This is a genomic window from Amycolatopsis sp. NPDC098790 (assembly GCF_044759945.1).
GTDB lineage: Bacteria > Actinomycetota > Actinomycetes > Mycobacteriales > Pseudonocardiaceae > Amycolatopsis.
Map to the genome: position 1 here is coordinate 1,792,650 of NZ_JBIWAI010000002.1, position 18,781 is coordinate 1,811,430.

20 protein-coding genes are annotated in these 18,781 nt (G+C 71.8%); 9 read left to right on the plus strand and 11 right to left on the minus strand.

Annotated features, from left to right (window positions below; genetic code table 11):
- Nucleotides 1–41 precede the first annotated feature (41 nt).
- The gene (locus ACIQWX_RS22115; protein WP_400873932.1) at nucleotides 42–1,052 is read left to right on the plus strand and encodes a YncE family protein; all 1,011 of its coding nucleotides are present in this window, start codon (nucleotides 42–44) and stop codon (nucleotides 1,050–1,052) included.
- Entirely contained in the window at nucleotides 1,049–1,273 is a 225-nt protein-coding gene (locus ACIQWX_RS22120; protein WP_086678081.1) for a DUF5703 family protein, read from the plus strand. Before ACIQWX_RS22115 ends, ACIQWX_RS22120 begins: the two co-directional genes overlap by 4 nt.
- On the opposite strand, the gene ACIQWX_RS22125 is transcribed toward ACIQWX_RS22120, so the two are convergent.
- The 5 genes from ACIQWX_RS22125 to ACIQWX_RS22145 all read right to left on the minus strand — a co-directional run bounded on the left by ACIQWX_RS22125 (nucleotide 1,270) and on the right by ACIQWX_RS22145 (nucleotide 5,632).
- Nucleotides 1,270–1,992 (minus strand): SRPBCC domain-containing protein, encoded by a 723-nt coding sequence (locus ACIQWX_RS22125; RefSeq protein WP_400873935.1) that lies wholly within the window; start codon nucleotides 1,990–1,992, stop codon nucleotides 1,270–1,272. The genes ACIQWX_RS22120 and ACIQWX_RS22125 overlap by 4 nt on opposite strands.
- Nucleotides 1,982–2,581, minus strand: coding sequence for an ArsR/SmtB family transcription factor (locus ACIQWX_RS22130; RefSeq protein ID WP_400873938.1), 600 nt, complete (start codon nucleotides 2,579–2,581; stop codon nucleotides 1,982–1,984). The genes ACIQWX_RS22125 and ACIQWX_RS22130 overlap by 11 nt, the downstream gene beginning before the upstream one ends.
- Nucleotides 2,582–2,613: 32 nt before the next feature.
- Nucleotides 2,614–3,507: an alpha/beta fold hydrolase gene (locus ACIQWX_RS22135; protein ID WP_400873941.1), complete on the minus strand. Its 894-nt coding sequence runs from the start codon at nucleotides 3,505–3,507 to the stop codon at nucleotides 2,614–2,616.
- Complete coding sequence (locus ACIQWX_RS22140; RefSeq protein WP_400873944.1) at nucleotides 3,507–4,829, minus strand: M20/M25/M40 family metallo-hydrolase; 1,323 nt, start codon at nucleotides 4,827–4,829, stop codon at nucleotides 3,507–3,509. The genes ACIQWX_RS22135 and ACIQWX_RS22140 overlap by 1 nt, the downstream gene beginning before the upstream one ends.
- Before the next feature lie 149 nt (nucleotides 4,830–4,978).
- Entirely contained in the window at nucleotides 4,979–5,632 is a 654-nt protein-coding gene (locus ACIQWX_RS22145; RefSeq protein ID WP_400873947.1) for a GntR family transcriptional regulator, read from the minus strand.
- A 119-nt stretch (nucleotides 5,633–5,751) separates the two neighbouring features.
- Between ACIQWX_RS22145 and ACIQWX_RS22150 the strand changes: the two genes are divergently transcribed.
- The 3 genes from ACIQWX_RS22150 to ACIQWX_RS22160 are packed head-to-tail and all read left to right on the plus strand — an operon-like array spanning nucleotide 5,752 to nucleotide 8,614.
- Entirely contained in the window at nucleotides 5,752–6,507 is a 756-nt protein-coding gene (locus ACIQWX_RS22150) for an HpcH/HpaI aldolase/citrate lyase family protein (RefSeq protein ID WP_400873951.1), read from the plus strand.
- Entirely contained in the window at nucleotides 6,504–7,826 is a 1,323-nt protein-coding gene (locus tag ACIQWX_RS22155; RefSeq protein ID WP_400873954.1) for an MFS transporter, read from the plus strand. Before ACIQWX_RS22150 ends, ACIQWX_RS22155 begins: the two co-directional genes overlap by 4 nt.
- Entirely contained in the window at nucleotides 7,823–8,614 is a 792-nt protein-coding gene (locus ACIQWX_RS22160; protein WP_400873957.1) for a carbon-nitrogen hydrolase family protein, read from the plus strand. Before ACIQWX_RS22155 ends, ACIQWX_RS22160 begins: the two co-directional genes overlap by 4 nt.
- A gap of 102 nt (nucleotides 8,615–8,716) precedes the next feature.
- Here the strand turns inward: ACIQWX_RS22160 and ACIQWX_RS22165 are convergent, their stop codons facing one another.
- Nucleotides 8,717–9,724, minus strand: coding sequence for a LacI family DNA-binding transcriptional regulator (locus ACIQWX_RS22165; RefSeq protein WP_400873959.1), 1,008 nt, complete (start codon nucleotides 9,722–9,724; stop codon nucleotides 8,717–8,719).
- A gap of 182 nt (nucleotides 9,725–9,906) precedes the next feature.
- Between ACIQWX_RS22165 and ACIQWX_RS22170 the strand changes: the two genes are divergently transcribed.
- Genes ACIQWX_RS22170 through ACIQWX_RS22180 form a run of 3 tightly spaced genes read left to right on the plus strand, consistent with a single transcriptional unit; the run spans nucleotide 9,907 to nucleotide 13,353 of the window.
- Nucleotides 9,907–10,887, plus strand: a complete 981-nt coding sequence (locus ACIQWX_RS22170; protein WP_400873961.1) for a hypothetical protein — start codon at nucleotides 9,907–9,909, stop codon at nucleotides 10,885–10,887.
- A gap of 21 nt (nucleotides 10,888–10,908) precedes the next feature.
- On the plus strand, nucleotides 10,909–12,084 hold the full coding sequence (locus ACIQWX_RS22175) for a CaiB/BaiF CoA transferase family protein (RefSeq protein WP_400873963.1): 1,176 nt from the start codon (nucleotides 10,909–10,911) through the stop codon (nucleotides 12,082–12,084).
- Nucleotides 12,085–12,126: 42 nt separating this feature from the next.
- Nucleotides 12,127–13,353: an epoxide hydrolase family protein gene (locus ACIQWX_RS22180; RefSeq protein ID WP_400873965.1), complete on the plus strand. Its 1,227-nt coding sequence runs from the start codon at nucleotides 12,127–12,129 to the stop codon at nucleotides 13,351–13,353.
- On the opposite strand, the gene ACIQWX_RS22185 is transcribed toward ACIQWX_RS22180, so the two are convergent.
- Complete coding sequence (locus ACIQWX_RS22185; RefSeq protein ID WP_400873967.1) at nucleotides 13,350–14,108, minus strand: DinB family protein; 759 nt, start codon at nucleotides 14,106–14,108, stop codon at nucleotides 13,350–13,352. The two genes, ACIQWX_RS22180 and ACIQWX_RS22185, sit on opposite strands and share 4 nt — an antisense overlap.
- A gap of 53 nt (nucleotides 14,109–14,161) precedes the next feature.
- Nucleotides 14,162–14,917: an HpcH/HpaI aldolase/citrate lyase family protein gene (locus ACIQWX_RS22190; protein ID WP_400873970.1), complete on the minus strand. Its 756-nt coding sequence runs from the start codon at nucleotides 14,915–14,917 to the stop codon at nucleotides 14,162–14,164.
- Between the two features lie 120 nt (nucleotides 14,918–15,037).
- On the opposite strand from ACIQWX_RS22190, the gene ACIQWX_RS22195 reads away from it, so the two are divergent.
- On the plus strand, nucleotides 15,038–15,196 hold the full coding sequence (locus ACIQWX_RS22195; protein WP_400873973.1) for a hypothetical protein: 159 nt from the start codon (nucleotides 15,038–15,040) through the stop codon (nucleotides 15,194–15,196).
- On the opposite strand, the gene ACIQWX_RS22200 is transcribed toward ACIQWX_RS22195, so the two are convergent.
- Genes ACIQWX_RS22200 through ACIQWX_RS22210 form a run of 3 tightly spaced genes read right to left on the minus strand, consistent with a single transcriptional unit; the run spans nucleotide 15,193 to nucleotide 18,693 of the window.
- Nucleotides 15,193–15,948, minus strand: a complete 756-nt coding sequence (locus ACIQWX_RS22200; RefSeq protein WP_400873976.1) for an alpha/beta fold hydrolase — start codon at nucleotides 15,946–15,948, stop codon at nucleotides 15,193–15,195. The genes ACIQWX_RS22195 and ACIQWX_RS22200 overlap by 4 nt on opposite strands.
- 16 nt (nucleotides 15,949–15,964) lie before the next feature.
- Nucleotides 15,965–16,333, minus strand: a complete 369-nt coding sequence (locus tag ACIQWX_RS22205; protein WP_400873979.1) for a DoxX family protein — start codon at nucleotides 16,331–16,333, stop codon at nucleotides 15,965–15,967.
- Nucleotides 16,334–16,392: 59 nt separating this feature from the next.
- A complete protein-coding gene (locus ACIQWX_RS22210) occupies nucleotides 16,393–18,693 on the minus strand; it encodes a glycosyl hydrolase family 95 catalytic domain-containing protein (RefSeq protein WP_400873981.1) in 2,301 nt (766 codons plus the stop codon).
- Between the last annotated feature and the right edge of the window lie 88 nt (nucleotides 18,694–18,781).

Below are 18,781 nucleotides of genomic sequence, written 5' to 3' on the forward strand. Positions count from 1 at the left end.
TGGTGTTGACCGCCCGTCGAGGGACACCTGGAGGCAGCAACGTGCGTCGGTTCGCCGCCGTGTCGTGGATCGCGATCCCGCTCGCCGGTGTCCTGGTGCTCTCGGGCTGCTCGTCGGCCAAGACCGACAACAGCGACGAGCTGCAGATCGTCGCGAACCCCGTCGCGGCGAAGCCGGCGGTCTCCCCCGCCGTGACCGTGAAGCCCGCCGGCCAGGTGCTGCCCACCGGAGCCGTGTCGGCCCTGGCCGTCGCCGACGGGACTCTTGTCGTCGCCCTCGCTCAGCCGCCGTCTTTGCAGCTCTACGACCTGAACGCGCTCGCGTCACCCCCGGTGAATATGCCGTTATACGGCAAAGCGGAGAAGCTGACCGTGGCGCCGGGGCGGGTGGAGATCGCGGAGCCGGCGCAGGGTGTGGTGCAGCAGCTGTCGTTGCCGGACCGGAAGCTCACGGAGACGAAGACGGGCGGGCAGCCCGCGTCGAGCATCGCCTACGGCGCCGACCGGCTGGTGGCGATGGGGCCGGCGAAGGACATCCAGGTGCTGCCGGCGGCGGGTCCGGCGCGGACGATCGGCGGGCAGCTCTACAGCGCCGACGATGTCGTGGACACCGGCAAGGGTGTCGTGGTGCTGGACCGGCTGCGGACCGCGGTGTTCTCGGTCGACGTCGCCGCCGGGAAGGTCAACGAGGGCTTGCGCGCGGGCGACGGCGCGGCGAACGCGGTGGCGGACTCCTACGGGCGCGTGCTGGTGACGGACGTGCGCGCGGGTGCGCTGATCGCGTTCTCGGCGTCGCCGCTGATCATGCGCCAGCGCTACCCGGTGCCGGGCGGCGCGTACGGGATCGCCTACGACGCGCAGCGGAGCCTGGCCTGGGTGACGCTCACCGAACGCAACGAGGTGGTCGGGTTCGACGTCCGCGGCGGCGAGCCCGTCGAGAAGTACCGGTTCCCCACCGTGCGCCAGCCGGACTCGGTCGGGGTGGACGAGAAGAGCGGCCGGGTGCTCGTCGGCTCGGCCGCGGGAGAAGGGACCCAGGTGATCCAGCCATGACGACGGTCAGCGAGGCGGTGGTCGAAGGGGATTGGGAGTATCGCCGCCTGCACCTCCCCCCGGGCGTGTCCCGGCGCGCGGCGGCGATCCAGCTCTCCATCCACGCGGAGTTCGCGGGCTGGGAACTGCGTACGGTCCGGCTCTACGCCGACGGCACGCGCAGGGTCTGGTTGCGCCGCAAGAAGACGAAGGAAAGCCTCCCGGGCGCGCTCCCGACCTAGGCGAAGACGCGGTTCAGCCAGTCGCTCCAGGTCTTCTCCTCGGTCTCCGCGTCGGCGCCCGGGGTGAAGACGTGGTGGGACGCGACCATCGGGCCGTGGAAGCCGCGCAGGAACCGGATCATCGCGTCCGCCGTGCGGATGCCGACCGTCTGGTCGTTGGCCGCGTAGACCACGCCGCCGAGCGAGACCCGGTCACCTTCGGCGGGTCGCGAAGACAGCCCCAGCGCCGTGCCCAGGCGCGCCCACGCCTCGTCCCAGTCCCCCACCGGCGGCCCGAACGCCGTCACCGGGACCGCCACCCGCCCGGCGAAGTGCGTGACGTACTCGACGAGCGTGCGGAAGAACAGCGCGTTGCCCGCGGTCATCGCCTCGAACTCGTCCTCCCAGTCGTCGCCGGGCAGGAAGCCGCTGGTGACGCAGCGGATCACCGTGCTCCCGCTGGCACGGCCCTCGATCAGGAACTCGTAGGCGATCTTCCGCCCGTCGGGCGCCGGGTCGCTGCCGTAGACGAGCTTTTCGAGCGGGTCCCACTCCCGGATGCGGTACTCCGGCTGGTACCCGCCGAACGCGCCGCGGACCACGCCGCCGGTGCCGCCCTCGACCTCGTTGCGGCCCATGAACCACGAGTCGATGCCCGGCCCGGTGGCGATGGCGTCCCACACCTGCTCCGGCGTCGCGTCGACCTCGGCGACGTCGATCGCTTCGAACTCATGCCCCACTGGCGGTCTCCTCCGGGACGCTCGGGTGGACGGCGACGACCACCCGGTGCGGGCGGCCCTTCTCGGCCGTTTCGTCGTGGTACTTGCCGACCAGGGTGGTGACGGCGGTCGCGAGCTCCTCGGCGAACGCGGCGCGGTCGGCCGCGGAGGCGAACCGGATCTCGCCGTCGATCGCGAAGGTCGCGACGCGCTGCTTGGCCTTGGCCGCGCCGGTGATCAGCACGCCGACGTCCCGCACCAGCCGGCCGGCGACGGCGAGCAGCCAGCGGGCCGAGAGCCGGTCCGGCGACTGGGCCGGATCGGGCTGGACCGCGGCGAGCGCGGCCGGCGAGATGACGTACGACGACGCCGTCGCCCGCATCATCCGCTCGGTCACGTTGCCCTTGCGCCGCTCCTCGACCAGCTCCACCAGGCCGTGCGCTTCCAGCGCCCGCAGGTGGTAGTTGACCTTCTGGCGCGGCAGGTCGACGCGCGCGGCGAGCATCGTCGCCGACGCCGGCTCCGCCAGTTCGGCCAGCAGCCGGGCGCGGATCGGGTCCAGCGACACCTCGGCCGCGGCCGGGTCTTCGATCACCGCCACGGAGAACATGCGCCCAGCATCGCTGCCGAACAACTATGTTGTCAAGAACTCTCGTCTTGTCGGTGGGCGGTGTTGACCAGCGCGACCACCCGCGGCAGCACCTGCGCCGCGGCCTCCAGCGGCACGACGTGCCCGACGCCGGGCAGCACCACCGCCGTCCCGTCGTCGAGGCCGCCGACCCACTGCTCGACGTCGGACGCGCGGACGATCCGGTCCCGCTCCCCCACGATCGCCGTCACCGGCAGGCCGCTGACCTGCGTCAACGCCGCCTCTCGAGCGTAGGCGTCCAGCGCCGGCCGGAAGAGCGACACCGTGTGCGGCCAGTTCCCGCGGACCATCTTCACGGTCAGCTCGACCAGCTCCGGGTCCGGGTCGTCGCCGAAGAGCCACCACCGCAGGCCGGCGCTGACCGCCCGGCTCGTGTGCTCGCGGACCACGCCGAAGAGCTTCGAACCGAGCACCGCTTCGAGGTCGCGGGCCAGCTTGCCCAGCGCGTTCGGCCAGGCCGCCGAGACCTCGGTGGCCAGCGTCCCCGACGACGTCGCCAGCAGCACCAGGCCGGCCACCCGCTCGGCGAACAACGCCGGGTGCCGCTGCGAGAGCGACATGATCGCCAGCCCGCCCATGTCGTGCCCGACCAGGACCACCCGGCCGTCGGGGACTTCGCGCTCGAGCAGCTCGGCGAGGTCGTCGCCGAGCTGCGCCATCGTCGCGGTACCGCGCCGCGCCCGCCCCGACCCGCCGTGGCCGCGCTGGTCGTAGGTCAGCACGGCGACCGGCCCGTCGGCGGCGTCCGGCACCAGCGGCGCGATCCGGCCCCAGCTGCGCTGGTCGAGCGCGTAGCCGTGGACGAACACCACGGTCACCGGCGCGGCCGGGTCGCCCCTGCGCACCACCTGCAGGGACGTGCCGTCGGCGAGCGCGAACGCGGTCATCAGCTCGTGCGCAGGAACCGGTCCAGCACGCGGGTACCGAACTTCAGCGCCTCGACCGGGACGCGCTCGTCGACGCCGTGGAACAGCGCCGAGAAGTCGAGGTCCGCGGGCAGCTTGAGCGGCGCGAAGCCGAAGTTGCGGATGCCGAGCTCTTGGAACGACTTCGCGTCCGTGCCGCCGGAAAGCATGTACGGCAGCGTCTTCGCGCCCGGGTCTTCGGCGAGCACCGCGGCGGTCATGGCGTCGACGAGCGCGCCGTCGAACGTCGTTTCGACCGGCGGGAGCTCCATCCACTCCTTCTCGATGTCCGGGCCGAGCAGCTCGTCGAGCTCGCGGTCGAACGCTTCGAGCCGGCCGGGCAGGATCCGGCAGTCGACGGCGGCTTCGGCGACCGACGGGATGACGTTCGACTTGTACCCGGCGGTGAGCATCGTCGGGTTGGCGGTGTCGCGCAGGGTCGCGCCGATCATCCGGGAGATGTTGCCCAGCTTGGCGACCGAGCCTTCGAGGTCGTCCTCGGGGAAGTCCCAGCCGGTGATCTCGGTGACGCCGGCGAGGAACTCCTTCACGGAGTCGGTGAGCACGAGCGGGAAGCGGTGGTTGCCGAGCTTCGCGACGGCTTCGGAGAGCTTGGTGACCGCGTTGTCGCGGTGGATCATCGAGCCGTGGCCCGCCGTGCCGCGCACACGCAGCTTCATCCAGCGGATGCCCTTTTCGGCCGTCTCGATCAGGTACGCGCGAACGTCGTCCTTGAGCGTGATCGAGAAACCGCCGACCTCGCTGATCGCCTCGGTGACGCCCTCGAACAGCTCGGGGCGGTGCTCGACCAGCCACTGGGCGCCGTACTTGCCGCCGGCCTCTTCGTCGGCGAGGAAGGCGAAGACCAGGTCGCGCGGGGGAACGACGTTGTTCATCTTGTAGTGCCGGGCCAGCGCGAGCGCCATCCCGCACATGTCTTTCATGTCGACCGCGCCGCGACCCCAGACGTAGTCGTCCTGGACCGCGCCGGAGAACGGGTGGACCGACCATTCCGATGCGTCGGCGGGGACGGCGTCGAGGTGGCCGTGGATGAGCAGCCCGCCCCTTTCGCGATCGGCCCCTTCGAGCCGCACGATGACGTTGTGCCGGTTCTTCCCGCCCGACTCGACGTAGGTGATCTCGTAGCCGGCGTCGGTCAGCTTCTCCGCGACGTACTCGGCCGCCGCCCGCTCGCCGACCAGCGTGTCGGGGTCGCCGGTGTTGGTCGTGTCGATGCGGATGAGCTCGCTGGTCAGCGTGACGGCCTCGGCCGCGGCGGCTTCGATCAGGTTCGGTTCGGTCACCGGCCATTCCTATCATTCGCGGGGCCGGTACCGCCGCACGTGGGACGCGGCCGCGCAGGTCCACGCGGCCTGCTGCGCGTGTAGTGAATGACTCATTCATGTCGCCAGGCGACATGAATGAGTCATTCACTACGTCCGGCGACGCCCCGTCAGCCGCGGTCGAGGGCCGACACCACCTCGGACACCGGGCGCAGGTGCTGGTTCAGGATCCGCAGCGCCTCCTCGGCGTCGTGCGCGTCCAGCGCGGCGACCAAGGCCCGGTGCTCGGCGTCGATCACCGGCAGCCGCTCCGGCCGGGCCTCCAGTGCCCGCACGGCGACCCGCTGCTGGCGCGAGCGCAGCGTGTCGTACAGCTCGGTCAGCACCGAGTTGCCCGCCGCGTTGACGATCGCGCGGTGGAACGAGCGGTCGAGGCCGGACACCGCGAACCAGTCGCGGGCCTTCCCCGCGCGGTCCATCTCCTCGATCAGCCCGGCCATCTCGGCCGGCGCCCCCGCCCGCAGAGCGCAGACCTCGCCGATCGCGTGGCCCTCGATCAGCCGGCGGCTCTGGTAGACCTCTTCCAGCTCGCGGGCGGTGACCGTGCGGACCTGCGCGCCCTTGCGCGGCAGCAGGCTGATGAAGCGCTCGGCCTCCAGGCGGTGGAACGCCTCGCGGACCGGCGTCCGGGACACCCCGACCACGCCCGACACCCACTGCTCGTCCAGGAACCGGCCGCCTTCGAGCTCGCCCGTGATGATCCCGTCGCGCAGCCAGGCGTACACGCGGTCCCGCGCCGGCCCGGCCGGTGCGCTGGTCGTCATGCCTCTCCCCTCGGTCGTCGAGCCGCCAGCTTAGCGTCTGGACCGACAGATATCCATCGTGTATACACGGTGCACACAACGACCGGAGCTACCGTCGTGAGCGCGCAGGAGGTTCCCCGATGTCCCCAGTCCCCGCCGACCGGCGCTACGCCGTCTGGCTGTCCGACCCCTCGTTCGCGGCCGCCGAAATCGCCCGCGGGATCGGGTACGGCGCCGCCGTCCTCGACATCGAGCACGGCGCCTTCGACCTGGCCGACCTCGAGCGGTTCGTGCCGTTCCTGCGCGCGCTCGGCCTGGAGGTGCTCGCCAAGGTCCTCGGCCCCGAGCGCGGCCCGATCCAGCAGGCGCTCGACTTCGGTGCCGACGCCGTCGTCATCCCGCACGTCGAGAACGCGGCGCACGCCAAGGCCGTGACGGCGTTCGCGAAGTTCCCGCCGCTGGGCGACCGCAGTTTCGCCGGCGGGCGCACGACCGGCTACCGCGGCTTCACCGACGAGTGGGTCACCGCGCAGGACCGCGGCACCCGCTGCCTGCCGATGATCGAGGACGCCGGCGCTCTCGAAGACGTCGCCGAAATCCTCGCACTGGACACAGTGGACGGTGTCTTCGTCGGGCCGTCCGACCTGTCCCTGCGCCGCGAACGCGGGGCGTACACGCGGGAGGAAGGCGACTTCGCCGATCTGAAACGCGTCGCCGACGCCGCCCGCGCGGCCGGGAAGCCGTGGGTGCTGCCCGCGTGGAGCCGCGAAGAGAAGGAGTTCGCCCTCGCCCACGGCGCCGGGCAGCTCGCGCTGACCATGCAGCACGGCGCGCTCGTCGCCGGGCTGACCGCCGCGTTCGAGGAGACCACGTCCCTCGCGAAGCAGGCCCGATGACGACCGCCGAGCGCACCCGGACCCGCACCGCGGGCCGGACCCGGTGGACGATCGCCGGCGTGCTCGGCGTCGGGTCGTTCGTCAACTACGTCGACCGCGTCAACCTGTCCATCGCCGGGCCAGAGATGATGCGCGAGTTCCACCTCAGCGCGGCCCAGCTAGGCGTCGTCGCCTCGGCGTTCCTCTGGACGTACGCGGTGCTGCAGCTGCCGATCGGCGCGATCCTCGACCGGATCGGCGTCCGCTGGGTCAACCGCGCGGCCGCCGCGCTGTGGGCGGTCGCGTCGTTCCTGACGGCGTCGGCGGGCGGGCTCGGCCTGCTCCTGGTTTCGCGGCTGGTGCTCGGCTTCGGCGAGGCGCCCACGATCCCGGCGGGCTGGAAGGCGATCGGCCAGTGGTTCCCGCGGTCCGAGCGCGGCCGCGCCACCGCGGTCTTCGACGGCTGCGCCAAGATCTCCAACGTCCTCGGCATCCCGGTGATGGCGTTCCTCGTGACGGTGTTCAGCTGGCACGCGGCGTTCGTCTTCACCGGCGTCCTCAGCCTGGGCTACCTCCTCGTGTGGTGGCTGCTCTACCTGACGCCGAAGCAGGCAGTGGCCCGCGGCCGCCTGTCGCCGGAGGAGTTCGCGTACCTGCGCGAGGGCGGCGCGGACGACGAAGACGCACCCGCGCCGAGTTCGCTCACCGGCCTCGGCCACCTGCTGCGCCGCCGCAAGACGTGGGGCCTCGCGCTCGGGTACGCGTCCTACACCTACGCCTACTACGTGCTGCTGACCTGGCTGCCCGGCTACCTGGAGAAGCAGTTCGGCGTAAAGCTCCTGGCCGGCGGCTTCTACACGATGATCCCGTGGCTGGTCGCGGTGCTCGCGCAGTTCCTCGTCGGCGGCATCGTGCTGGACCGGCTGATCGCCCGCAGCGGCGACGAGACCAAGGCGCGGCGGATCGTGCTCGTCGTGAGCATGCTGGTCTCGCTGTCCGTCGCCGGCGCCGCCTACGCCGGATCCGTCGCCGTGGCGCTGGTGTTCCTGTCGATCGGCGCCGCCGGGCTGGCCGTGTCGGTGCCCGCCGGGTCGAGCATCGTCGCGGTCATCGCGCCGGAGGGCTGCTCCGGCACCCTGGGTGGGCTGGTCAACTTCGTCGCCAACATGATCGGCATCGCCGCGCCGATCGTGACCGGCGCGGTCGTCGACGTGACGGGCTCGTTCGCCGGCGCGTTCCTCGTCACCGGCGTGGTGCTGCTCGCCGGGATCTTCTGTTACACGGTCGTGCTCGGCAAACTCGACCGCATGCCCGTCGCTCCCCGGAAGGAAACCGCATGACGCACGTGGCACTGGCGCAGTTCGCGCCCGGCGACGACAAGGCCGCCAACCTGGCACTGATCACGAAGCTGGTGGGCGACGCGGCCGACCGCGGCGCGCGGGTGGTCGTGCTGCCCGAGTACGCGATGTTCACGGTCCCGGCGATGGACCACAGGTTCGTCGAGTCGGCCGAGGCGCTCGACGGCTCGTTCGTGACGGGCCTGCTGTCGCTCGCCGCCGCCCGGGGCGTCACGATCGTCGGCGGGGTGAACGAGCGTCTCGACGGCTCGCGGATCTCCAACACTCTGGTCGCGGCCGGCCCGGACGGGGTGACGGCGGTGTACCGCAAGATCCACCTGTACGACGCGTTCGGCTTCCGCGAGTCCGACGTCGTCCGCGCCGGCGAGATCACGGAGCCGGAGACGTTCGAGGTCGACGGCGTCAGCTTCGGCCTCCAGACGTGCTACGACCTGCGCTTCCCGGAGGTGACGCGGCGGCTGGCGGACGCGGGTGCCGACGTCGTGCTGCTGCCGGCGGAGTGGGTGCCGGGGCCGTTGAAGGAGTACCACTGGAGCACGCTGATCCGCGCCCGCGCGATCGAGAACACGCTGTACGTCGCGGCGGCGGGCCAAGCGGCGCCGACGGGTTCGGGCACGAGCATGCTGGTCGACCCGATGGGCGTGGTGGTCACGTCGCTGGGTGAGCAGACGGGCGTCGCCGTCGGCGAGGTGTCCGCCGAGCGGATCGCCGAGGTCCGGGCGAAGAACCCGGCCCTGGAGCTGCGCCGGTTCGCGGTGGTCCCCCGCTAGCCCAAGCGCCCCAAGGCCACATTGGTTGCGTCTGACGCACCGAAGGCCGCCTTGGGTGCGTCAGACGCACCGAAGGCCACATTGGGGCGCTTCGGTGCCGGCTCAGGCGACGGGCGCGATCGTCTCGCCGGCCACTGGTGGGCACGCCAGCAGGCGGTGCGGCGACGGCTCCCCCGTCCCCGGCTCGACGAGCGACGCCAACAGCCGCACCGCCGACCGGCCCAGCGCCCTCCTCGGCACCTCGAACCCGCTGACCACCGGACCCGCCGTCCCGCCCGGGGGCCGTCCCAGGACCGCCAGCGAGACGTCCCCCGGCACCGACACCCCCGCCGCCCGCAGGGCCCGCCGCGTCCCTTCGAACGCCGCGAACGTGTCGGTCTCCTCGACCACCAGCGCCGTGACGCCGTCGGCCAGCCAGCCCGCGATCGTGCCCGCCGACAGGTCCGCGCCATCCGTGCGGGTCACCGACAGGGACACGCCCGCGTCGGCCGCCGCGGCGCGCACCCCGCGTTCGCGGTCGCCCGACGAAGGCGCGTCGTCCGGCTCGCGCAGGTACCGGACGCGCCGGTGGCCCGCGCGCGCCAGGCGCGTGAGCACCTCCGCCGACGCCGTCACGTAGTCCGCGCCCACGTGCGGGATGCGGCCACCCAGCTCGGTGCGCCGTCCGATGTAGACGATCGGGAAGCCGGCGTCCAGGAGGCCGGCGATCGCGTCCACCGGGACGTGCCTGCCGAGGAACAGGCAGCCGTCGGCGAGGCGGGTGCGGCGGATCCGGTCGGGTGCCGCGCTCGACGCCGTGAACACGATCAGGTCCTTGCCCAGCGCGGCCGCTTCCGCTTCGACGCCGGCGAGGATCGGGTAGTAGGCGTCGGCGATGTCCGGGAACGCTGGCGTGAACGTGTACACGCCGAGCAGGTTGTTGCGCGCGGCCGTCCACCGCGAAGACACCGGATCGGGCACGTACCCCAGCCGTTCGGCCGCCTCCAGGACACGCAGCCGCGTCCCTTCCGCGAGCCGGACGCCGGTGCGGTTCCCGCCCAGCACCACCGACACCGTCGCCTGCGAAACCCCCGCCACGCGCGCGATGTCGGCCTGCCGGACCCTGCCCATCGCCACCTCGCTCGGAGTCAGCCGATCCGATCCAGCCTGCAAGCGCGCCCGGCGGCGAGTCAACGGGTTTGCCCGAAACTGCAGCAAACCTGTCCCGACCGTACTAATACGTATTACTCCCCTGCTTCAGCTCGCCGGGCCGTGTCACCGTCGCCGCACGACAAGACCTCGAAGGAGCGGTCATGACCCTCACCCGACGCGGCCTGCTGGCCGGCGCCGCCGCGCTCGGCGCGGGCGCGTTGCTCCCCGCCACCGCCGTCGCCGCGCCCGCCGGCTTCCCGGACTACCGCTACCAGCGGCTCGCCCTCGTCAAGAGCAAGCTGCGCTACAACCCGACCGGCGAGCTGATCTTCCCCTGCGTCCGCGGCACGAAGGGCCGCATCCCCGACGCACTCGCCGCGTACTACCTCTACTACGCGCCCCACGACGCCCCGGGCGGGATCTGCCTGGCCTACGCGAACTCCCTCGACGAGGAGTTCACCGAGTACGCGGGCAACCCGATCATCAAGAACTCCTGGCCCGGCGAGTACTCCGTCAGCCACGTCTCCTCGCCGCACGCGCTGTGGAACGACGACGTCAACCGGATCTACCTCTACTTCCACGGCGAGAACACCGTCACCCGCCTGGCCAGCTCGGCCGACGGCATCCACTTCACCTACGAGAAGGAAGTCCTCTCGACGCGGCTGCAGCCCGCCGGCACCACCGAGACGTCCTACGCGCGGGTGTTCCGCCAGGACCTGCCGTCGAAGAACGCCCGGTACGCCATGGTGTTCATGCTCAACAACACCACGAACCACCGCGACATCGGCTGGGGCTGGTCGCCCGACGCGCTGAACTGGACGTTCTCGCAGACGCCGCTCGTGCGCCACACCGACGTCGGCGCGAACGACATCGGCGGCCCGCACCTGCTGTACCGCAACAACAGCACCTACGTCGTCTACAACACCGACCTCGCGCACGGCGGGAAGCTGATGATCACCGAAGTGGGCAACGACTTCTCGAAGCGCAACCACCTCGGCGTCTTCCACACCCCGCTCGCCGGCGCGCCGGACAACGGGCGGTCCGCGGCGCCGAGCTTCGGCACCTACCAGGGCCGCGAGTACATGATCTACGAGGCGGGCGAGCGGCTCGCCGGGAACATCGCCATCGCCCGGGCGGTCTGACCCGGGTGGCAGGATGCGGCCATGCGCTCCTTGCCCCTCGACGGCGTCACCGTCGTGTCCTGCGAACAGGCCGTCGCCGCGCCGCTGGCCACCCGGCACCTCGCCGACCTCGGGGCCCGGGTGGTCAAGGTGGAGCGGCCGGGCACCGGCGACTTCGCCCGCGCCTACGACGAAACCGTGCACGGGCAGTCCAGCCACTTCGTCTGGCTGAACCGGTCCAAGGAGAGCGTCACGCTCGACCTCAAGAGCGAAGCCGCCGGCCCGGTCATGGCGGCCCTGCTCGACCGCGCCGACGTGTTCGTGCAGAACTTCGCGCCCGGTGTCGCGGACCGGCTCGGGCTCGGGGCGGCGGCGATCCGCGCGTCGCGGCCCCGGCTGATCACGTGCTCGGTGTCGGGCTACGGCTCGAGCGGGCCGTACCGCGACGCGAAGGCGTACGACCTGCTCATCCAGTCCGAAGCCGGCCTGGTTTCGGTGACGGGGTCCGAGTCCGAACCGGCCAAGAGCGGCATCCCGGCCGCGGACATCGGCGCGGGGATGTACGCCTTCTCCGGCATCCTGTCCGCGCTCTACGACCGGGAACGCACCGGGCAGGGCACCGAACTGGAGGTCAGCCTGTTCGACTCGCTGGTCGAGTGGATGGGCTTCCCGCTGTACTACGCCGGTTACGGCGGCACGCCCCCGCCGCGCACCGGGACGAGCCACCCGGCGATCGCGCCGTACGGCACCTTCGCCGCGGGCGACGGGACCGAGATCGTGCTCGCGGTGCAGAACGAGCGCGAATGGGCGGCGTTCTGCGAGCACGCCGTCGAACGGCCGGAGTGGGTCACCGACGAGCGGTACGCCACCGGCAGCGCCCGCGTCGCCCACCGGCCGGAGCTGGAACGGGAGATCGACGCGGTCTTCGCGCGGCTGACCGGCGCCGAGCTGGAATCGCGGCTGAGCCGGGGCCGGATCGCGCACGCCCGCCGCCGGGACCTGCCCGACGTCCTGGCGCACCCGCAGCTCACCGCGCGCGGCCGGTTCGCGGAGGTTCCGACGCCGGGTGGGCCGGTCCGGGCCACGCTGCCGCCGATCACCGTCGCCGGCCGGCCGCCGCGGATGGATCCGGTGCCGGCCCTGGGCGAGCACACCGACGCGGTGCTGGCGGAGTTCGGGTTCGACGCGGCGGAGTTGCGACGTCGGGGCGCTTTGTAAAGCAGCTGATCTTGCCCGCGGCCCTCTGTTTGAATGGCCGTCATGACCGCCTTTCCCTTGGCGCCCACGCCGATCCACGTGCCCGACGAGGTCCTCGACGACCTGCGCACCCGGCTCGCGCTGACCCGGCCACCGCTGGACGAGGGCAACGAGGACTGGTCCTACGGCGTCCCGGCGAGCTACCTCGGCGAGCTGGTCGCCCACTGGCGCGACGGCTTCGACTGGCGCAAGGCCGAGGCCGCGATCAACGCCTACGAGCACTACCAGGTCGACGTCTCCGGCGTCCCGGTGCACTTCATGCGCAAGCCCGGCCGCGGTCCGCGGCCGATCCCGCTGATCCTGACCCACGGCTGGCCGTGGACGTTCTGGCACTGGTCGAAGGTGATCGACCCCCTCGCCGACCCGGCCGCTTCGGGCGGCGACCCCGCCGACGCGTTCGACGTGATCGTGCCGTCGCTGCCCGGCTTCGGGTTCCCCGGCCCGCTCACCGGCTTCCCGGACGTCAACTTCTGGAAGGTGTCCGACCTCTGGCACACGCTGATGACCGAAACCCTCGGCTACGAGAAGTACGCCGCCGGGGGCTGCGACATCGGCGGGATCGTCACCAGCCAGCTCGGCCACAAGTACGCCGGCGAGCTGTACGGCATCCACATCGGCTCGGGCCTGCCGCTCGACTTCTTCACCGGCCCGCGCGCGTGGAGCTTCACCCGCAACCGGCCCCTCACCGACGACCAGCCGGACGACGTCCGCGCCCGGATCATCGAGCTGGACCACCGCTCGGCGGCTCACCTCACCGTGCACGTGCTCGACGGCGCCACCCTCGCGCACGGGCTGAGCGACTCCCCCGCCGGCCTGCTGGCCTGGCTGCTGGAGCGCTGGACCGCGTGGAGCGACAACGGCGGCGACGTCGAATCGGTCTTCACCAAGGACGACCTGCTCACCCACGCGACGATCTACTGGGCGACCAACTCGATCGCGACGTCGATGCGCTACTACGCCAACGCCAACCGCTACCCGTGGACGCCGTCCCACGACCGCACGCCGCGGGTCGAGGCGCCGACCGGCCTCACCTTCGTCACGTACGAGAACCCGCCCGGCATCCATTCCGCGGACGAGCGCGTCCGGGCGTTCGAGAACGGGCCGCAGGCGACGTGGTTCAACCACGTCAACGTCGCCGCCCACGACCACGGCGGCCACTTCATCCCGTGGGAGAACCCGGAAGCCTGGGTGGACGACCTGCGCCGCACCTTCCGCGGCCGCCGTCCCTAGGACGCACCCGACTCGAGCACCGCGAGGTCACGCACCGCGTACCGGTGGTGCTCCGCTTCTTCCTTCAGGACCACCTTGAGGCAGCGGCGCACGACGTACTCCTGTTCGGGATACGGGTCGGCCGGCTTGCGACCGCACACCCGGTCGAGCTCGGCCTCGGTGAGTCCGTCGACGACCCGCCGCATCACGGCCATGCGGGCGCGGCGCGGCGCGAGCACCTCGTCGAGCGTCGGGTTGGCGTCGAGGGTGAGGCCGAGCTTCGCCGTCTCTTCGGGCGGCGTCCCCCCGGCGGGAAAGCCCAACGGGTGGTAGGGCGCTTCCTCCTCGAGCACGGCGTTGCCGAGCCAGGCATCGGAGGCGAACAGCAGGTGCCGGTGCGTCTCGACGAACGACCACTCGCCGTCGACCCGCTCGTACAGCTTGGCCTCGGCCAGCTGACGCGCCCGGTCGAGCGTCGCGTTCCACAGGTTCTCGATGGCGTCCCAAGCGGCCCGGTAGTCCCCGGGGGAAGCCGCTTCGCGCGCCAGCACCCGCGCGGGGTGCCGGCGATCCAGCTCGGCCTCGACGTAGGCGGTCACGTCGACGTCGTTGACGACGAGGCGCTCGAAGTAGCCGCCGAGGGAGATGTCGCCGCCGTAGCAGTCGACGATCTTCAGGCCGGTCACCTCGCAGTCGCGGATCTCGAGGCCCGCGAGGTCGCACAGGTGGATCCGGGCGCCTCGGAAGCGGTCGCTCTGGACGTATTCGGAAGCCATCGGAGCAGTCTCGCACCGCGGCCGGTGACTGCGCAGCGCTTTCCGGACTTGCCTCAGTCCCCCAGGATGCGCCGGGCCCTGGCGAGCACCGGCTTGTCCACCATGGATCCGTCCACAGTGGACGCCGACGCGCCCGCCGTGAGGACCCGGCGGGCCCACTCCCGTTCGGCTTCAGTGGGCGCGAACCCGGCGCGGACCGGCTCGATCTGGCGCGGGTGGACGCAGAGCTTGCCGCCGAAGCCCAGCCGGCGGGCGTACCGGACGTCGGCGGCGAGGCGGTCGTCGTCGCGCAGGTCCGTCGTGACGCCGTCGACCGGTGGGGCGAGGCCGGCCGCCGCCGAGGCGATCACCAGCCGCGAGCGCGCGTAGGCGAACGGTTCCGGGTCTTCGGGCGCGACGCCGAGTTCCGCGGCCAGGTCGACGCTGCCGAACGCCAGCCGCGTCACCGACGGGACGGCGGCCAGCTCACCGGCACTTTCGACGCCGCGCGCGGTCTCGACGAGCGCCACGACCTCGCGGAACCCCGCGAGCACGCCGGGCGTTTCGGCTTTCGGCACCATGACCGGGACTCCGCGGGCGGCCACCAGGGCGGCGTCGGCGTCGAACCACGGGGTGCCGGGCGCGTTGATCCGGACCGTCGCCCGGTTGGTCTCGAGCCAGGCCGCGACCGACGCTCGGGCGGCGTCCTTGTCCGCCGGGGCGACGGCGTCCTCGAGGTCCAGGATCACCACGTCGGCGCCGCTCGCCACGGCCTTGCCGAAGCGGTCGGGCCGGTCGCCGGGCACGAAAAGGTAAGTGGTCGCGGGCACGCCGCTGAGCCTAGTAAGGGATCGCGGGGGCCGCGGAGTGCGCGTTCACCCCATGCGGCGACGGTCCCCTCAGGACGAACGTGGAGTCCATCGGAAGAAGGCCTACGTGAGGAAGCGACCATGCGCGGCGACTGGATCTACGACTGGGTGCGGGTGGAGATGGAGTACCGGGCCGGCCCACCCCGGCCCGTCCGGCGGCGACGGGAGGTACCTCGCCACTGGACGGCCTTGTGGGCCGGCCTGTTCTCGGCCCGCCGGGCCGAGCTGCGGCACGGCTAGGCGTGCGCGTCGAGGAACCGCTTCAGCTCGGGATTCACCGCGTCGGCGTGCGTGTAGCTGAGGAAGTGGGCACCGTCGTCGACGACGACCAGGGGCTCGGCGGCGGGCAGGGCGTCCGCCAGTTCGGCCGCCCGCTCGACCGGGTAGGCGAGGTCCGCCGAGCCGTGCAGCACCAAGGCCGGGCACGCGACCTCGCCCGCCCGGGACAGGACCTCGTCCCGGTCGACGAGCGCGTTCATCGTCAGCGTCAGCTGCTCCGGCGGCACCGACGCCCACCGCTTCTTGTCCGCGGAGGCATCGAAGTCGCCGAAGCAGATCTGAGCGACACCGTCGAGCACCTCGGGTGGCGCTCCCCCGCCGACCCACGCGTCGAGCACCGCCCGGTAGCCGGCCGCGACGGCGGGGTCCTCCGCCGCCGCCGACGTGCCGAGCACCGCGATCGCGGACACCCGCGACGGCGCCAGCAGTGCCATCCGCAGCGCGACGAACCCGCCTTGGCTGGTCCCGACCACCGCCGCGCGTTCGACGCCGAGGTGGTCCAGCACCGCGAGGACATCGCGGGCGACGTCCCAGTAGTCGAACGGCCCGGCGGCGGGCGTGCCGCCGTGGCCGCGCTCGTCGACCGTGACGCACCGGAAGCCGTCGAGGGCCGCGAGCTGCGGGGCGAACATGCCGCCGTCCATCAGGAAGCTGTGCAGCAGCACGACCACCGGCCCGTCGCCGCCGTGGTCGGTGTGAGCGGGAAGCGTCATCGATCCTCCGGGATTTTCAGCCGGCGAACCGGCCCACCGCCACGAACGCCGCCAGCACCAGCAGCACGACGTTCATCGGCAGCGCCTTCGTTTCCTTGCGCCGTGCGTGCACGATGATCGCACCGATCTGGATCACCGCCAGTCCGGTGGCGGCCAGCGGCGTCAGCACCGGCGCGGTGTCGAGCGCCCACGGCAGGATCAGCCCGATCGCGCCGAGGATCTCGACCGCGCCGATGCCCTTGACGCCCGCGTCGGAGAAGTCCGCCGTCCAGCCCATGTTCGGGTTTTCCAGCAGCTTCTCCCGCGGCGTCACGAGCTTCATGCCACCGGCGGCGAGGTACAGCGCGGCGAGCACACCCGACACGATCCACAGCACGACGTTCACGACGACCTCCGGTCCGAAGAAAGTGATTGAACACTACATCACTTTCCGGAGGTTACTCCTCAACTTGGCTGGACCGTGACCGACTGCCCCGGCCGCAAGCCGATCACCCGCCGCCACTGCCCGGCGCGGACTTCCGTCCGGGTGCCGCCGACGCTCTTGACCACCGCCCGCGTCACCTTGCCGTCGCGCCAGGACAGGTCCACCTCGAAGCCGCCGCGCGCGCCGATGCCGGTCACCCGGCCAGACCGGGCCCACGCCGACGGCAGCGCCGGCAGCAGCTCCAGCACGCCCGGCCGCGAGTAGACGAGCATCTCGGCCATCGCCGCGGGCGCGCCGAGGTTCGCGTCGATCTGGAAGATCGTGTAGCTGCCCTGGCTGTACATGTCGAAGAAGTTCGGCGCGGTGCCGTTGCCGTTGCCGACCGACGGCCGCAGGACCGTGAGCAGCAGCTGGTACGCGCGGTCGGCGTCCTTGAGCCGCGCCCAGCACGCCGAGCGCCACGCGGTCGCCCAGCCGTAGCTGTCCATCCCACGCGCGATCAGCAGCGCGCGCACGCCGTCGAGCAGCTCCTTCGGTGCGGTGTCGGCGGCGATCCGGTCGCCCGGGAAGAAGCCGATCAGCGGGGACAGGTGCCGGTGCGTCGTCTCGCCGAGGTTGTCCGGCGACATCCACTCCTCGAGCCAGCCGGTCGCCGGGCTCACCTTCGGCAGGTACAGCTTCTTCTGCAGCCCGGCGATCCGGTCGCCGTACGCGCGGTCGCGGCCCAGGACCGCGACGGCTTCGCGGTAGTGCTCGAACAGGTCCCAGACGATCTCCTGCGAGTAGGTGTTGCCGCGGGTGTCCTGCGGGCCGTGCTCGGGCGACCAGTCGTGGTCGTCGACGAGCACCTCGCGGCCGTCGACCGTCATCGGGACCAGCCGGGCCGCCCAGAACTCGGCCGCGCCCTTGAGCAGCGGGTAGATCCGCGCGAGGTACGCCTTGTCCTGGGTGAAGGCGTAGTGGTCCCACAGCGAGTTGCACAGCCACGCGTTGCCGCCGGGGTGCCACCACCAGCCGGAGCCGCCGTAGATGTTGGTCGAGAACGCGACGGCCCAGCCCGCGACCTTGCCGCTCGTGTTGCGGAAGCGGTTCCTCGGGTCGTTGAACAGCCGGTTCGTGCTGTCCGTCCACACGGGAAGCTGCGCGAGGCAGTAGTCGGCCAGTGCAGTGAAGCTCCCGGGCAGCGCCGCGCGGTCGGCCAGCCAGTAGTTCATCTGGACGTTGATGTCGGTGTGGTAGTCGCTCATCCAGTCGGGCGTGTTGTTGTTCTGCCACAGCCCTTGCAGGCCCATCGGCAGCCCGTCGCGGGAGCCGGTGATCGTCAGGTAGCGCCCGAACTGCAGGTAGCTCGCCTCCAGCTCGGGATCCGGCGTGGCCGGGTCGTCGTGGCGGGCCAGCAGCCGCGACCACGTGTCGAGCGCGCGCTTCGCCGGTGGCGACTGCCCCAGGTCGACGGTCATCCGGTCGTAGAGCCGCCGGTAGTCGGCGACGTGGGTGGCCAGCAGCGCGCCGCCGCCCGCGCGGAGGGCCTTCGCCGCCTTCTGCTGCGCCAGCGCCAACGGGTCGAGGGACGCGTCGAGGAACTTCCGCGCCGCGTCGGGCACGTAGTTCGTGCCGCCGGTCACGACGATCACCACGTCCCGGCTGCCGCTGAACGTGGTCCCGCCGGCCACCGTGCACGCGTACTTCAAGCCGTTGCCGAACGTCCCGGTGAACGCCGCGGTGCCGGACATCGGCTCGCCGCGGGTGGGCTCCAGCGAGACCGAGCCGGTGACGGGCCCGCCGCTGAGCCGGACCACCACGACGTCGTCGGGGTGGCTCGCGAAGTACTCGCGGCGGTACCGCACGCCCTGGTGCCGGTAGGTGATCACGACGACGCCGTTGCTCAGGTCGAGCGTGCGGCGGTAGTCCGTGACGCCGGTGTGCGCGGGCACCGAGATCCGCAGCTTCGCCAGCAGGCCGAGCGTGCCGAACTTCTCGCGTTCGTAGGGGAACTGGCCGTCGTCCTCGAGGACGTCGTTGGCGCCGCCGGTCCACAGGGACGCGTCGGCGAGGTACAGGAAGTCGGCGGCCGGGTCTCCTCCGACGAGAGCACCGATCCGACCATTACCGATCGGCAGGCCCTGCTCGATGATCTTGTCCTCGGCCGCCGGAGCGGGGTACCACAGCGTCGTCGCCCGTGCCTCCGGCACGAGGTCCGCCGCGTCCGGACGCGAAACCTCGGCACCGGCGGCAAAAGCGGGAACGCCACTGAAGGCGAGACCGGCGCCGACCGCGCCGCCGAGCTTGAAGAACGTACGACGAGAGGAAGGGTTCGACATGTCGGATCCGTTCGGCGTTGAAGGCGGGGACCGGCGTACAGCCCGCCAAACATATGACCTATCCGGATCCGAGGTCAAGATTCTTCGT

Coding starts and splice junctions, on each gene's coding strand:
- ACIQWX_RS22120 (WP_086678081.1), top strand. CDS start 1,049: ATGACGACGGTCAGCGAGGCGGTGGTCGAAGGGGATTGGGAGTATCGC.
- ACIQWX_RS22130 (WP_400873938.1), bottom strand. CDS start 2,581: ATGTTCTCCGTGGCGGTGATCGAAGACCCGGCCGCGGCCGAGGTGTCG.
- ACIQWX_RS22135 (WP_400873941.1), bottom strand. CDS start 3,507: ATGACCGCGTTCGCGCTCGCCGACGGCACGTCCCTGCAGGTGGTGCGC.
- ACIQWX_RS22145 (WP_400873947.1), bottom strand. CDS start 5,632: ATGACGACCAGCGCACCGGCCGGGCCGGCGCGGGACCGCGTGTACGCC.
- ACIQWX_RS22150 (WP_400873951.1), top strand. CDS start 5,752: ATGTCCCCAGTCCCCGCCGACCGGCGCTACGCCGTCTGGCTGTCCGAC.
- ACIQWX_RS22155 (WP_400873954.1), top strand. CDS start 6,504: ATGACGACCGCCGAGCGCACCCGGACCCGCACCGCGGGCCGGACCCGG.
- ACIQWX_RS22160 (WP_400873957.1), top strand. CDS start 7,823: ATGACGCACGTGGCACTGGCGCAGTTCGCGCCCGGCGACGACAAGGCC.
- ACIQWX_RS22165 (WP_400873959.1), bottom strand. CDS start 9,724: ATGGGCAGGGTCCGGCAGGCCGACATCGCGCGCGTGGCGGGGGTTTCG.
- ACIQWX_RS22170 (WP_400873961.1), top strand. CDS start 9,907: ATGACCCTCACCCGACGCGGCCTGCTGGCCGGCGCCGCCGCGCTCGGC.
- ACIQWX_RS22175 (WP_400873963.1), top strand. CDS start 10,909: ATGCGCTCCTTGCCCCTCGACGGCGTCACCGTCGTGTCCTGCGAACAG.
- ACIQWX_RS22180 (WP_400873965.1), top strand. CDS start 12,127: ATGACCGCCTTTCCCTTGGCGCCCACGCCGATCCACGTGCCCGACGAG.
- ACIQWX_RS22185 (WP_400873967.1), bottom strand. CDS start 14,108: ATGGCTTCCGAATACGTCCAGAGCGACCGCTTCCGAGGCGCCCGGATC.
- ACIQWX_RS22195 (WP_400873973.1), top strand. CDS start 15,038: ATGCGCGGCGACTGGATCTACGACTGGGTGCGGGTGGAGATGGAGTAC.
- ACIQWX_RS22200 (WP_400873976.1), bottom strand. CDS start 15,948: ATGACGCTTCCCGCTCACACCGACCACGGCGGCGACGGGCCGGTGGTC.
- ACIQWX_RS22210 (WP_400873981.1), bottom strand. CDS start 18,693: ATGTCGAACCCTTCCTCTCGTCGTACGTTCTTCAAGCTCGGCGGCGCG.